Source organism: Pseudomonas sp. N2-3-1-14 (assembly GCF_041228395.1).
Classification (GTDB): Bacteria; Pseudomonadota; Gammaproteobacteria; order Pseudomonadales; family Pseudomonadaceae; genus Aquipseudomonas.
This window is the reverse complement of sequence record NZ_CP166199.1, coordinates 1561582-1575599: the sequence shown is the minus strand read 5'-3', so window position 1 is coordinate 1575599 and position 14018 is coordinate 1561582. Positions and strand designations below refer to the sequence as shown.

Annotated in this window: 11 protein-coding genes; 9 read left to right on the top strand and 2 right to left on the bottom strand. The window is 60.1% G+C overall.

The window, feature by feature from the left end; translation table 11 throughout:
- Positions 1-11: 11 nt before the first annotated feature.
- Positions 12-2858, top strand: coding sequence for an RNA polymerase-associated protein RapA (rapA, locus tag AB5I78_RS07235; RefSeq protein ID WP_106577097.1), 2847 nt, complete (start codon positions 12-14; stop codon positions 2856-2858).
- Between the two features lie 156 nt (positions 2859-3014).
- On the opposite strand, the gene AB5I78_RS07230 is transcribed toward rapA, so the two are convergent.
- Positions 3015-4361: a spinster family MFS transporter gene (locus tag AB5I78_RS07230; protein WP_369300760.1), complete on the bottom strand. Its 1347-nt coding sequence runs from the start codon at positions 4359-4361 to the stop codon at positions 3015-3017.
- Between the two features lie 251 nt (positions 4362-4612).
- Here AB5I78_RS07230 and AB5I78_RS07225 point away from each other — a divergent pair, with 251 nt between their 5' ends.
- Entirely contained in the window at positions 4613-4978 is a 366-nt protein-coding gene (locus tag AB5I78_RS07225) for a YkgJ family cysteine cluster protein (RefSeq protein WP_242194219.1), read from the top strand.
- A 139-nt stretch (positions 4979-5117) separates the two neighbouring features.
- On the top strand, positions 5118-7382 hold the full coding sequence (locus AB5I78_RS07220; RefSeq protein ID WP_369300761.1) for a putative bifunctional diguanylate cyclase/phosphodiesterase: 2265 nt from the start codon (positions 5118-5120) through the stop codon (positions 7380-7382).
- A 435-nt stretch (positions 7383-7817) separates the two neighbouring features.
- Here the strand turns inward: AB5I78_RS07220 and AB5I78_RS07215 are convergent, their stop codons facing one another.
- A complete protein-coding gene (locus AB5I78_RS07215; protein ID WP_369300763.1) occupies positions 7818-8120 on the bottom strand; it encodes a DUF2288 domain-containing protein in 303 nt (100 codons plus the stop codon).
- A 341-nt stretch (positions 8121-8461) separates the two neighbouring features.
- On the opposite strand from AB5I78_RS07215, the gene AB5I78_RS07210 reads away from it, so the two are divergent.
- From AB5I78_RS07210 to AB5I78_RS07185, 6 genes are all read left to right on the top strand, one after another.
- A complete protein-coding gene (locus AB5I78_RS07210) occupies positions 8462-9589 on the top strand; it encodes a branched-chain amino acid ABC transporter substrate-binding protein (RefSeq protein ID WP_145162009.1) in 1128 nt (375 codons plus the stop codon).
- A 228-nt stretch (positions 9590-9817) separates the two neighbouring features.
- Positions 9818-10741, top strand: a complete 924-nt coding sequence (gene livH / locus AB5I78_RS07205) for a high-affinity branched-chain amino acid ABC transporter permease LivH (RefSeq protein ID WP_106577104.1) — start codon at positions 9818-9820, stop codon at positions 10739-10741.
- Positions 10738-11991, top strand: a complete 1254-nt coding sequence (locus AB5I78_RS07200) for a high-affinity branched-chain amino acid ABC transporter permease LivM (RefSeq protein ID WP_064451210.1) — start codon at positions 10738-10740, stop codon at positions 11989-11991. Before livH ends, AB5I78_RS07200 begins: the two co-directional genes overlap by 4 nt.
- The gene (livG, locus tag AB5I78_RS07195; protein ID WP_016975067.1) at positions 11988-12755 is read left to right on the top strand and encodes a high-affinity branched-chain amino acid ABC transporter ATP-binding protein LivG; all 768 of its coding nucleotides are present in this window, start codon (positions 11988-11990) and stop codon (positions 12753-12755) included. Before AB5I78_RS07200 ends, livG begins: the two co-directional genes overlap by 4 nt.
- A gap of 1 nt (position 12756) precedes the next feature.
- The gene (locus tag AB5I78_RS07190; protein ID WP_010212366.1) at positions 12757-13458 is read left to right on the top strand and encodes an ABC transporter ATP-binding protein; all 702 of its coding nucleotides are present in this window, start codon (positions 12757-12759) and stop codon (positions 13456-13458) included.
- A gap of 260 nt (positions 13459-13718) precedes the next feature.
- Positions 13719-14018, top strand: a complete 300-nt coding sequence (locus AB5I78_RS07185; protein WP_369300764.1) for a DUF2282 domain-containing protein — start codon at positions 13719-13721, stop codon at positions 14016-14018.

The following is a 14018-nucleotide window of genomic DNA, read 5'->3' as shown; positions in this document are numbered from 1 at the left end:
AGTCAGGCAGCATGGCGCAGCAGTATCAACCGGGGCAACGCTGGATTAGTGACAGCGAAGCAGAGCTGGGGTTAGGCACCGTTCTGGCACAGGACGGCCGCTTGTTGACCGTGCTCTATCCGGCCACTGGCGACACTCGTCAGTATGCGCTACGGAATGCGCCCCTCACTCGCGTGAGGTTTTCGCCGGGTGATTCCATCACCCATTTCGAAGGCTGGAAAATGACCGTACAGGAAGTCGACGACGTCGATGGCCTGCTGGTTTACCACGGCCTCAATGGGCAGAACGAGCAGGTCACCCTGCCGGAAACCCAACTGTCCAACTTCATCCAGTTCCGCCTGGCCAGCGACCGTCTGTTCGCCGGCCAGATCGATCCGCTGGCCTGGTTCTCGCTGCGTTACCACACCCTGGAACACACCAGCCGCCAACTGCAGTCCTCGCTGTGGGGCTTGGGTGGCGTGCGTGCGCAACCTATTGCTCACCAACTGCACATCGCCCGTGAAGTCGCTGACCGTATCGCGCCGCGGGTATTGCTGGCTGACGAAGTGGGCCTGGGCAAGACCATCGAAGCTGGCCTGGTGATCCATCGCCAGCTGCTTTCCGGCCGCGCCAGCCGCGTACTGATCCTGGTGCCGGAAAACCTGCAGCACCAGTGGCTGGTGGAAATGCGCCGCCGCTTCAACCTGCAGGTTGCGCTGTTCGACGAAGAACGCTTCATCGAAAGCGATGCCACCAACCCGTTCGAAGACACCCAGTTGGCCCTCGTGGCCCTGGAATGGCTGGTGGACGACGAGAAGGCCCAGGACGCGCTGTTCGCGGCCGGCTGGGACTTGCTGGTGGTCGACGAAGCCCACCACCTGGTCTGGCATGAAGACAAGGCCAGCCCGGAGTATTCGCTGGTCGAGCAACTCGCCGAGGTGATTCCTGGCGTGCTGCTGCTGACCGCCACCCCGGAACAGCTGGGCCAGGACAGCCACTTTGCGCGCCTGCGCCTGCTGGACCCGAACCGCTTCCACGACCTGCACGCCTTCCGCGCCGAAAGCGAAAACTATCGCCCGGTGGCCGAAGCCGTGCAGGAGCTGCTGGACAAAGGCCGCCTGTCGCCGACCGCACACAAGACCATCCAGGGTTTCCTCGGCGACGAAGGTGAAGCGCTGCTCACCGCCGTCAACGATGGCGACACCGAAGCCAGTGCGCGCCTGGTGCGTGAGCTGCTTGACCGCCACGGCACCGGCCGCGTGCTGTTCCGTAACACCCGGGCTGCCGTGCAAGGTTTCCCGGAGCGCAAACTGCACGCCTACCCGCTGCCGAACCCGGACGAATACCTCGAGTTGCCGCTGGGCGAACACGCCGAGCTGTACCCGGAAGTCAGCTTCCAGTCGCAGCCGGACGTGGATGAAGAAAACCGCTGGTGGCGCTTCGATCCACGCGTGGAGTGGCTGATCGACCAGCTGAAAATGCTCAAGCGCACCAAAGTGCTGGTGATCTGCGCCCACGCCGAAACCGCCATGGACCTGGAAGACGCCCTGCGCGTGCGTTCCGGCATTCCGGCCACGGTGTTCCACGAGGGCATGAACATCCTCGAGCGTGACCGCGCCGCCGCTTACTTCGCCGACGAAGAGTTCGGCGCCCAGGTGCTGATCTGCTCGGAAATCGGCAGTGAAGGCCGCAACTTCCAGTTCTCTCACCACTTGGTGCTGTTCGACCTGCCGTCCCACCCTGACCTGCTGGAACAGCGGATCGGGCGTCTGGACCGGATCGGTCAGAAGCACGTGATCGAATTGCACGTGCCGTACCTGGAGACCAGCCCGCAAGAGCGCCTGTTCCAGTGGTACCACGAGGCGCTGAACGCGTTCCTCAACACCTGCCCGACCGGCAACGCCCTGCAACATCAGTTCGGCCCGCGTCTGCTGCCGTTGCTGGAAAACGCCGACGATGGCGAATGGCAAGCCCTGATCGACGAGGCCCGCGCCGAGCGCGAGCGTCTGGAGCAAGAGCTGCACACCGGTCGCGACCGCTTGCTGGAGCTCAACTCCGGCGGCGCGGGTGAAGGCGATGCGCTGGTAGAGGCCATCCTGGAGCAAGACGACCAGTTCGCCCTGCCGATCTACATGGAAACCCTGTTCGACGCCTTTGGCATCGACAGCGAAGACCATTCGGAAAACGCGCTGATCCTCAAGCCCAGCGAAAAAATGCTCGACGCCAGCTTCCCGCTGGGCGACGACGAAGGTGTGACCATCACCTACGACCGTAACCAGGCGCTGTCGCGCGAAGACATGCAGTTCATCACCTGGGAACACCCGATGGTGCAGGGCGGCATGGACCTGGTGCTGTCCGGCTCGATGGGCAACACCGCCGTGGCGCTGATCAAGAACAAGGCGCTCAAGCCGGGCACCGTGTTGCTCGAATTGCTGTACGTGAGTGAAGTGGTTGCGCCGCGCTCCTTGCAACTGGGCCGCTACTTGCCACCGGCGGCCTTGCGCTGCCTGCTGGACGCCAATGGCAATGACCTGTCCGGTCGCGTGTCGTTTGAAACCCTGAACGACCAGCTCGAAAGCGTGCCACGCGCCAGCGCCAACAAGTTCGTGCAGGCTCAGCGTGACCAACTCACGCCGCGCATCAATGCCGGTGAAGAGAAGATCACCCCGCGCCACGCCGAGCGTGTGGCCGAGGCCAAGCGCCGCCTGGCGGCGGACACCGACGAAGAGCTGGCGCGCCTGACCGCGTTGCAAGCGGTCAACCCGACCGTGCGTGACAGCGAGCTGGTGGCCCTGCGTCAGCAACGCGAGCAAGGTTTGGCCATGCTCGACAAAGCGGCGCTGCGACTGGAAGCGATTCGGGTGCTGGTGGCGGGTTGATTGCCGCCCTGTCCTGCTAAAAAAAGGCCCGCGCAATGCGGGCCTTTTTTTGTTTGGCTTGGGGGCCTCATCGCGGGCAAGCCCGCTCCCACATTTTGATGTGTGAATACCTTCAAATGTGGGAGCTGGCTTGCCTGCGATAGGGTCAACTCGGTCTCAAGCGGTAGCCGCCGCAGCCGGCACCTCCACCGCCCCCAACCCATCCTTCATGCGCTTGGCATCGCGCACAAAACTGCGCGACGCCTGAAGCAGAAACAGCAGGGTCAAAAACAGCGCCACCGGAATCAGGTACATGGCGTCGTGCAGCCCCACCGCTTTATAGGCTTCAGTCATCTGCGCCGCCCCATCGGCATACATCGCCGAATGGGCAAAGTGATCAGACAGCCCACCCACCACAATCGGTCCCATGCCGCCGCCCAACAGGTACAACCCGGCGAAGAACAGCGCCATCGCCGTGGCCCGCAGACGCGGCTCAACCACGTCCTGAATGGCGGTGTACACGCAGGTATAGAAGTTATAGGCGAACAACCAGCCCACACTGAACAGCGCCACAAACACACCAATCTCGATGCGTCCGGCGTGCAACGCCCACGCGGTGGTGACGGTGGAGATGATCAAGCTGCAGGCGGCGAACAACAGTCGGCCATTGGCGATTCGCTGATGGATCTTGTCGGCAATCCAGCCGCCCAATGTCAGGCCCACCAGGCCGGTGATGCCAACGATTACGCCAGTGGCAACCGCCGCCTCCTGCAACGGCATCAGGAAATAGCGCTGCAACATCGGCACCAGAAACGAGTTGCACGCATAGGTGGCAAAGTTGAAGCACAGCCCGGCCAGCACCAGCCACAGGAAGGTCGGCACCGCCAGCACGCGGCGGATCGGGCGATCGGCGCGTTCCTGCGAGACCTGCACGGTTTCGGCCGCGCCGCGCTTGGGCTCCTTGATATAGAACATGAACACGGCGAGGATCAGCCCCGGTACGGCGGCGATAAAGAACGGTGCGCGCCAGCTGTCGAACGCCTTGACCATCGCGCCGATGGTGAAGAACGCCAGCAGCAGGCCCAACGGCAGGCCGAGCATGAAAATACCCATGGCGCGGGCGCGGCGGTGGGCGGGAAACAGGTCGCCGATCAGTGAGTTGGCCGCCGGCGCATAGCTGGCTTCGCCAATGCCGATGCCCATGCGCACCAGCAGGAAGGTCCAGAAACTGCCGACCAGGCCGTTGAGTGCGGTCAGCCCGCTCCAGGCAAACAAGCCCCAGCCCATCAGTTTGCTGCGCGAACCGGTGTCGGCCATGCGCCCCAGCGGCAAACCGGCAATGGCGTAGACGATGGTAAAGGCGGTGCCGATGATGCCGAGCTGAAAGTCGCTCAGGTGCCATTCCATACGAATGGGTTCGATGATGATCGCGGGGATGGTGCGGTCGAAGAAATTGAACAGGTTGGCCAGGAACAGCAGGAACAGAATGCGCCAGGCATTCGCCGCTTGGGTCGAGTTCTGCATGGGTCCGTCTCTTTTATTGTTATGAGAGCTGCGATGCCCGATGCATCCTGCCCGGTACCTGCAACATAGTCAGGCAGGTGCCGGTTGTCTGTAATGATTCGTAAAGCTGATAGGGCATGATTTCGCCCGGTATCACGGGACTTCGCCTACAAAAATATAAGTTCACGCCCCCCTTCCCAACGGCAACGCCAAGGATAGAATGGCGAGCCTTCCGTAACACCCACATCCTACTTTTCTTATCGATGACGCCCATGTCCGAAGCCAGTCCGTGTCTGAGTTGCGGTGCCTGCTGTTCACACTTTCGTGTGTCTTTCTTCTGGGGTGAGTGCGCCTCATCGGGGGGCACCGTGCCCGATGACCTGGTGGTGCAGATCAATCCCACGCGCGTGGCGATGATCGGCACCGACCAGAAACCCGCGCGTTGCTGCAGCCTTGAGGGTGAAGTCGGCAAAGGCACCCGTTGCACGATCTATGAGCAGCGTTCGAGCCCGTGTCGCGAGTTCGACGCGTCGTGGAGCCAGGGCGAACAGAACGTCGATTGCGACACGGCACGCGCCGCCTTTGGCTTGCCGCCCCTCGAGGCGCCTTTCGAGTTCGACCTGCCGATCAGCGCTTAGCAGCAAACGCTATGGCGAGCATGCCAAAATCATTCAGAGCAAAGTGCCATTATTCCTGGCAAATCCCGCAAGGCTTCTATACTCGAGGTCATAAGCCATTGCTGTAGGCAATGACGTACTGACTTTGACGGGACATGCTATGGAATGGCGAGGTATGTATTTTTTTACCGAGCTTCCAGATAACGGGCATTTATTACTCAATTGCAGTCATAACCCCTTTCTGGTGCTGCTGGCGTACTTGGTCGCGTGTGCAGCAGGGTTCGGAACATTGGACATGGCCGAGCGCGTCGGCCACGTGGAAGACCCTACTGCCCGCCGCCACTGGCGCTGGCTGGGGGCGGGATGCCTGGCAGGCGGCATCTGGTCGACTCACTTCATCAGCATGCTGGCCTTCCAGGCACCTATTGCCATTCATTACGAACTGCTCATGACGTTCGCCTCGCTGGTGATCGCCCTGATTGCCTCGTTGTTTGCCATGCAAACCCTCAGTCACGCTCATTTGCGCTTTCATCAATACCTGCTGGCATCGGTATGGATGGGGCTGGGCATTGCCTTGATGCACTACGTCGGCATGTCGGCCATGCGCTCCCAGGCCCAGGTGTACTTCGACTCGGGGCTGTTTTTGGCGTCGGTGGGCATCGCCATTGGCGCCAGCCTGGCCGCGTTGCTGCTGTCGTGCTACCTGCGCAACGGCACCGGGGTGTTCCATCAATTGCTCAAATACGCCGCCAGCCTGGTGCTGGGCGCCGGCATCCTGAGCATGCACTTCACCGGCATGGCTGCCATGCAAATGATGGTGCCCAACGGTGCGGACCTCGCGTTGCCACTGGACAACAACCCCATTCAGCTTGGCTTATCCGTGGCCGTGATCACCCTGTTGGTGATTGGCAGCAGCGTCAGTGCAGCACTGGCCGACAAAAAACTGCAGCACAAGGAACGCGACCTGCGCCGGGTCAACGCGCTGCTCAGCGAACTGGACCAGGCCCGCGCCTCGCTGCAACAGGTCGCGCATTTTGATGCGCTGACCACCCTGCTCAACCGTCGCGGTTTCAATCAGATTTTCGCGGAGAAAGTCGCCGAAAAAACTGCAAGCCACGGCATGATGGCGGTGATCTTCCTCGATATCGACCACTTCAAGCGCATCAACGACAGCCTTGGGCATGATGCCGGCGACCAGTTACTCACCGTGTTGGCCGGGCATATCAAAGGGTCGGTGCGCAGCCATGACGATGTGGTTGCGCGCTTTGGCGGCGATGAATTCTGCATCCTGATCAGCATTCACCATCGCGACGAAGCGCGGCATATGGCGCAGCGCATCATGCAGAAGATGAAAGAGCCGATCGAGCTGGCCGGCCGGCGCATGGTGATGACCACCAGCATCGGCATCAGCCTGTTTCCCGATGACGGCCTGACCTGTGAGGAGCTGCTGAAAACCGCCGACCTGGCGCTTTACCAGTCCAAAGACACCGGGCGCAACAGCCTGAACTTTTTCAGTTCCAACCTCAAAACCCGCGCGTTTCTGGAACTGCAACTGGAAGAAGAGCTGCGCGCCGCCCTGCGCACGCGCAACCAGCTGGTCCTGTTTTATCAGCCGATCTTCGACATGAAACTCGGCAAGGTTACCCGCCTGGAAGCCCTGGTGCGCTGGCAACACCCGCAACACGGTCTGCTGGCGCCGGACCGGTTTATCGCCATTGCCGAAAGCAACGGGCTGATTGCCGAACTGGACCACTGGGTATTACGCCAGGCGTGCCACGATTTGAGCCTGCTGTCTGACCGCGGCTATACCGAGCTGACCATGGCCGTGAACTGCTCGGCCCTCAACCTGGCGCGTGACGAACTGGCGGATGAAATCGAAGACGCCCTGCGTTTCGCCGGCATCGCCGCCGGGCGCCTGGAGTTGGAAGTCACCGAAAACGCCCTGATGGGCAACATCAGCAGCACGCTCGCGCTGTTGCGGCAAATCCGGGCACTGGGCGTGTCGCTGGCGATTGATGACTTCGGCACTGGCTACTCGTCACTGGCTTATCTCAAGCGCCTGCCGCTCAACACGCTGAAGATCGACCGCTCCTTTATCCAGGACATTCCCAAATCGACTGCCGATATCGAAATCGTCCAGGCGATTATCGGCATGGCCCACACGCTGCACCTGCACGTTGTCACCGAAGGCGTGGAAACCCAGGCGCAATTCGAACTGCTGCTCAACCATGGCTGTGACTTCATTCAGGGCTACCTGCTGAGCCCAGCGGTGCCTTTGAGCGATGTGGTCGGCGTGATCCAGGGCATCCAGATGCGTAACCCGCTCTACCCTTTCAGCGTGGAAGGCAGCAAAGACGCCACGCCGCCCAAAGACCTTGTCACAGGCCGTATCGGCCCACCTTCGATCGTCAGGCCAATTCGTTAACGCCGAATATTTGGCATTTAGCCATCATTTGCCTGAAGAAGGCCGACGAACGAGCGGTTCATCAACGTCCACGTGGCGTTGCTCATCGGATGGGGAAGACCAAGGTTATTTCGTTGAATAACCATACTGGCAAGACTGCATAGACCGAGTCGCGGCCATCGCAGGCAAGCCAGCTCCCACACTTGGAATGCATGTCAAATGTGGGAGCTGGCTTGCCTGCGATAGCGGTCTGCCAGTCACGTCAGACCGTCATCTTTTCCACACCCAGAAACAATTCCTTGAGCCTTCGGCCCCGCGCACAACTGTTCCCGTGACGCGCACGTCACCCTCACCTGTGACCTTTCTCTACGGCAAGGTGCCATCACGGCGCCGGCGGTTACTCCGCTACACACTTCCAAGGGCCCGAGCAGCGCACCTTTTTAGTGCGCACGTTTCTTACGCCGCCCTTTCCTGGATCAGAATCCACGGCGAAACCACCACCGCCCACAGGCTTGGATCCCTCTCGACCAGGTCCAATGCCCGCGTCGCAGACACCTCGCCAAGGCTCCCTGCAGCCAGCCAGGCAGCGACTTTGTCACGCTTATCCTCGGCCATCCCCTTGGCGGCTTCGATCAAATCCAGGCCGGCGTCGACCCACAATAGGGCACCCTTGGCAAAGAACGGCTCGAGCTCCTTCCAGGAAATTTCGGCGGTTTCACCGAGCAGCTTGGCATAGAGGGTGCTAGGTTCTTGCGTCATGGGAATTCACCTGAATAAAAAATCGGCGCAATCATAGCGTCAGGCGTCAGGCAGAAAAACCCAGTTGCAAATGAGGCACCGAACGAAAGTGTCAGGAAAGCCAAGGATTGCCCGAAACTCCGGCAGCACCCCGCCGCAATTCTGTCTTTTTCTTTCATTAAAGCGACACCCCCGGCGTTTGCCCCCAGCAGCCAGCTTTTCAAGCGATCAACCGGCGCTCTACACTGTACCGGTACAGTTGCCAGGGCAATGCCGGGGGGATATCCGAGATATCTAATCCGGTTCTGCAGCTCACAAGGCCGCTAGAACTATAAAAAATACAACAGTAAGAGTGGAGCACTATGAATAAGGCTACTAAGCAGATTTCCAAACTGTTTGCCGCTATGGTCCTGGCTGGGGTTGCCGGCCATTCGTTCGCAGCCGACACCATCAAGATCGGTATCGCAGGTCCAAAAACCGGCCCTGTGACGCAATACGGCGACATGCAATTCATGGGTGCCAAGCAGGCAATCGCCGACATCAACGCCAAGGGCGGCGTCGACGGCAAAATGCTTGAAGCCAAAGAATACGACGACGCTTGCGATCCAAAACAAGCCGTTGCCGTAGCCAACAAAGTGGTCAACGACGGCGTCAAGTTCGTAGTCGGTCACCTTTGCTCCAGCTCCACTCAGCCAGCAACCGACATCTACGAAGACGAAGGCGTGATCATGATCACTCCGGCAGCTACCAGCCCGGAAATCACCGCCCGTGGTTATAAACTGGTATTCCGTACCATCGGCCTGGACAGCGCCCAGGGCCCGGCAGCCGGCAACTACATCGCCGACTTCGTGAAGCCAAAGGTGGTTGCCGTACTGCACGACAAACAGCAATACGGTGAAGGCATCGCGACTGCCGTTAAACAGACCCTTGAGAAGAAAGGCGTGAAAGTCGCTGTCTTCGAAGGCCTGAACGCCGGCGATAAAGACTTCTCCTCGATCATCCAGAAGCTCAAGCAAGCCAACGTCGACTTCGTCTACTACGGCGGCTACCACCCAGAGCTGGGCCTGATCCTGCGCCAAGCCAAGGAAAAAGGCCTGAACGCCAAGTTCATGGGCCCGGAAGGCGTCGGCAACGACTCCATCTCGCAAATTGCCCAGGACGCTTCCGAAGGCCTGCTGGTAACCCTGCCTAAATCCTTCGACACCGACCCTGCCAACAAAGCCATTGTTGAAGAGTTCGCCAAGAACAAACAGGACCCAACCGGTCCGTTCGTGTTCCCGGCTTACTCTGCGGTTGAAGTCATCGCCGGCGGTATCGCTGCCGCGAAGAGCGAAGACACCGCCAAGGTGGCAGCTGCCATCCACGCAGGCACTTTCAAGACCCCTACTGGCGACCTGAGCTTTGACGCCAAGGGCGACCTGAAGGACTTCAAGTTCGTGGTCTACCAATGGCACTTCGGTAAACCAAAAACCGAAGTTTCCCCTCAGTAAGCCAGGCGTTACTGGTCAACAAGCCCACTGTGAGAGCAGTGGGCTTTGTTTTACGAGGTTTATGGGCCTGTCACCCGCGATCCGGGCGCTGGCTCACCTGAAAATCTTAAAACCGTCACCAGCGGTTCGCTGGCAAACGCTTTGTGCAAATGTGCTCATAGAACACAGCGCAGGGCCGGAACATGACTCCACCAGTGAAATGCGTATCGGGTTTTTAGGAGCGCTGTAATGCCTGAGATCTATCATTTTTTCCAACAGCTGGTTAATGGCCTGACCATTGGCAGCACCTATGCCTTGATAGCCATTGGCTACACAATGGTTTACGGCATCATTGGAATGATCAACTTCGCCCATGGCGAGGTGTACATGATTGGTTCCTACGTGGCCTTCATCGCCCTTGCCGGGCTGGCCATGATGGGTATCCACTCCCTGCCGCTGTTGATGACCGCCGCGTTTATCGCGTCGATTGTTGTAACCAGTGCCTACGGCTACAGCATCGAGCGGGTTGCCTATCGTCCCTTGCGTGGCAGCAACCGTTTGATCCCGCTGATTTCCGCCATCGGCATGTCGATATTCCTGCAGAACACGGTATTGCTGTCCCAGGACTCCAAGGACAAGTCCATTCCCAACCTGATTCCGGGGAGCATCTCCTTCGGCCCAGGTGGCGCACAAGAAGTGCTGATTTCCTACATGCAGATCCTGGTGTTCGTCGTCACGCTGGTGGCGATGCTGGGTCTGACGCTGTTCATTTCCCGCTCCCGTCTGGGGCGCGCCTGCCGGGCCTGCGCCGAAGACATCAAGATGGCCAACCTGCTGGGCATCAACACCAACAACATCATTGCCTTGACCTTCGTCATCGGTGCTGCGCTGGCGGCCGTCGCGGCGGTGCTGCTGAGCATGCAGTACGGCGTGATCAACCCCAACGCCGGTTTCCTGGTAGGCCTCAAGGCCTTTACCGCGGCGGTATTGGGCGGCATCGGCAGTATTCCGGGCGCCATGCTCGGCGGTCTGGTGCTGGGCGTGGCTGAAGCCTTCGGTGCCGATATTTTCGGCGACCAATACAAGGATGTGGTGGCGTTCGGCCTGTTGGTTCTGGTGCTGTTGTTCCGTCCGACCGGCATTCTGGGCCGTCCGGAGGTTGAGAAAGTATGAGCAGATATCTTAAATCGGCGTTTTTCAGCGCCTTGCTGGTATGGGCCGTGGCCTTTCCGGTACTCGGCCTCAAGCTGAGCATTGTCGGCATCAACCTGGAAGTGCATGGCACCGGTCCCGTCACCCTGACCATCATCGCCCTGTGCTCGGTGCTGATGTTCCTGCGCGTGCTGTTCACCCAGCAGGTCGGTGCGTTGTTCAAGGGCAACCGTGGGCCATTGGTATCACCCAAGGTCAGCCAGTTCCTGACCCTGCCGCGCACCCAGCGCTACATCATCATCGGCCTGATCGTGGCCGCGTTGATCTGGCCGTTCTTCGGCTCACGCGGCGCGGTGGATATCGCGACACTGATCCTGATCTACGTGTTGCTGGGCCTGGGCCTGAACATCGTGGTGGGCCTGGCCGGCCTGCTCGACCTGGGGTATGTGGGCTTCTACGCCGTGGGTGCCTACACCTACGCGTTGCTCTCGCATTACCTGGGCTGGGGCTTCTGGATCTGCCTGCCGCTGGCAGGTATGGCGGCGGCCACGTTCGGCTTCCTGCTGGGCTTCCCGGTGCTGCGCCTGCGCGGTGACTATTTGGCGATCGTGACCCTGGGCTTCGGTGAAATCATCCGACTGTTCCTGCGTAACCTCACCGATATCACCGGCGGCCCCAACGGCATCAGCAGCATCCCCAAGCCGACGTTCTTCGGGCTGTCGTTCGACCGCACCGCCGCCGAGGGCATGCAGACTTTCCACGAGTACTTCGGGATCGACTACAACCCGGTGAGCAAAGTGGTGTTCCTGTACCTGGTGGCTTTGTTGCTGGCGCTGGCGGCACTGTTCGTGATCAACCGTCTGCTGCGCATGCCGATCGGGCGGGCGTGGGAAGCGTTGCGCGAAGATGAGATCGCCTGCCGAGCGTTAGGCATGAACCCGACCGTCATCAAACTTTCGGCCTTCACCCTCGGGGCAACATTCGCCGGTTTCGCCGGCAGCTTCTTCGCGGCGCGCCAAGGCCTGGTGACCCCGGAGTCGTTCACCTTTATCGAGTCGGCGATCATCCTCGCCATCGTCGTATTGGGTGGCATGGGCTCGCAGCTGGGCGTGATCCTGGCGGCCATCGTAATGATCCTGCTGCCGGAGATGATGCGAGAGTTCAGCGAATACCGCATGTTGATGTTCGGCGCCATGATGGTGCTGATGATGATTTGGCGTCCCCAAGGTCTGCTGCCGATGCAACGCCCACACATGGAGCTGCGCAAATGAGCCGCGAGATCCTGAAAGTCGAAAACTTGAGCATGCGCTTCGGCGGTTTGCTGGCGGTCAACGGCGTGGCCCTGACCGTGAAAGAAAAACAGGTGGTGGCGCTGATCGGCCCCAACGGCGCCGGCAAAACCACGGTGTTCAACTGCCTCACCGGCTTTTACAAACCGAGCGGTGGCAGCATCCTGCTGGACGGCCAGCCGATCCAGGGCCTGGCCGGCCACGAGATCGCTCGCAAGGGCGTGGTACGCACCTTCCAGAACGTGCGGCTGTTCAAGGACATGACGGCGGTCGAGAACCTGTTGATTGCCCAGCACCGTCACCTGAACACCAACTTCTTTGCTGGCCTGTTCAAGACCCCGGCGTTTCGCAAGAGCGAGCGCGAGGCCATGGAATACGCCGAGTACTGGCTGGACAAGGTCAACCTCACCGAGTTCGCCAACCGTCCTGCCGGCACCCTGGCCTACGGTCAGCAACGTCGCCTGGAAATCGCCCGCTGCATGATGACCCGCCCGCGGATCCTCATGCTCGACGAACCGGCTGCCGGCCTGAACCCCAAGGAAACCGAGGACCTCAAGGCGCTGATCAGCGTGTTGCGTGAGGAAAACAACGCCACGGTGCTGTTGATCGAACACGACATGAAACTGGTCATGAGCATTTCCGACCACATCGTGGTGATCAACCAGGGCACGCCGCTGGCCGACGGGACACCGGAACAGATCCGCGACAATCCTGAAGTGATCAAAGCCTATTTGGGGGAAGCGTAAAATGCTGCAATTCGAAAACGTTTCCACTTTCTACGGCAAGATCCAGGCCCTGCACAGCGTCAACGTGGAAGTGCGCCAAGGTGAAATCGTCACGCTGATCGGTGCCAACGGCGCCGGCAAATCGACCTTGCTGATGACTTTGTGCGGTTCGCCGCAGGCCCACAGCGGCAGCATCCGCTACATGGGTGAAGAGCTGGTGGGGCAACAGTCCTCGCAGATCATGCGCAAGAGCATTGCGGTGGTGCCCGAAGGCCGCCGCGTGTTCTCGCGCCTGACCGTCGAGGAGAACCTGGCCATGGGCGGGTTCTTCACCGACAAGGGCGACTACCAGGAGCAGATGGACAAGGTGTTGCACCTGTTCCCCAGGCTCAAGGAACGCTTCAGCCAGCGCGGCGGCACCATGTCCGGCGGCGAGCAGCAAATGCTCGCCATCGGCCGTGCGCTGATGAGCAAGCCCAAGCTGCTGCTGTTGGACGAACCGTCCCTGGGCTTGGCCCCGATCATCATCCAGCAGATCTTCGACATCATCGAACAGCTGCGCAAGGACGGTGTAACGGTGTTCCTGGTCGAGCAAAACGCCAACCAGGCGCTGAAAATCGCCGACCGCGCCTACGTGCTGGAAAACGGCCGGGTGGTGATGCAGGGCACCGGGGAGCAGTTGCTCACGGATCCGAAAGTACGGGAGGCTTACCTCGGGGGCTAATACCATCCGGTTGCTGTATGAACTGGATCTAAATGTGGGAGCGGGCTTGCTCGCGAATGCGGTGTCTCAGTCAAGTTTCTATCGACTGACACACTGCATTCGCGAGCAAGCCCGCTCCCACATTTGCTTTGTGTGACGCTTAAATTTTGCGTTTCTTGAAATTATTGTCGTCGGACTTGTAACGAAATTCGCCCTGCCGCCTCTAGTGGAGTAAGCAGGCAATCAAGCTCGCTACCTCAACCCACCGCAGGAGTTACACCATGACCACTAAACTGTCCGCCACTACCCTGATCCTGGCCCTCGGCTCTGCTCTGAGCCTGTCCGCAATGTCCAACATGGCCCACGCCGACGACGCCAAGATGGACAAATGCTTCGGCGTCGCTGAAGCCGGCAAGAACGATTGCGCTGCGGGCGCCGGCACTTCCTGCGCCGGCACCTCGAAAGTCAAAGACCAGGCCAATGCCTGGAAACTGGTCCCGGCCGGCACTTGCGCTAAAACCCCAAGCTCCACCTCGCCGACCGGTTTCGGCCAGGCAGCCGCCTTCACCGCCAAGTCCTGA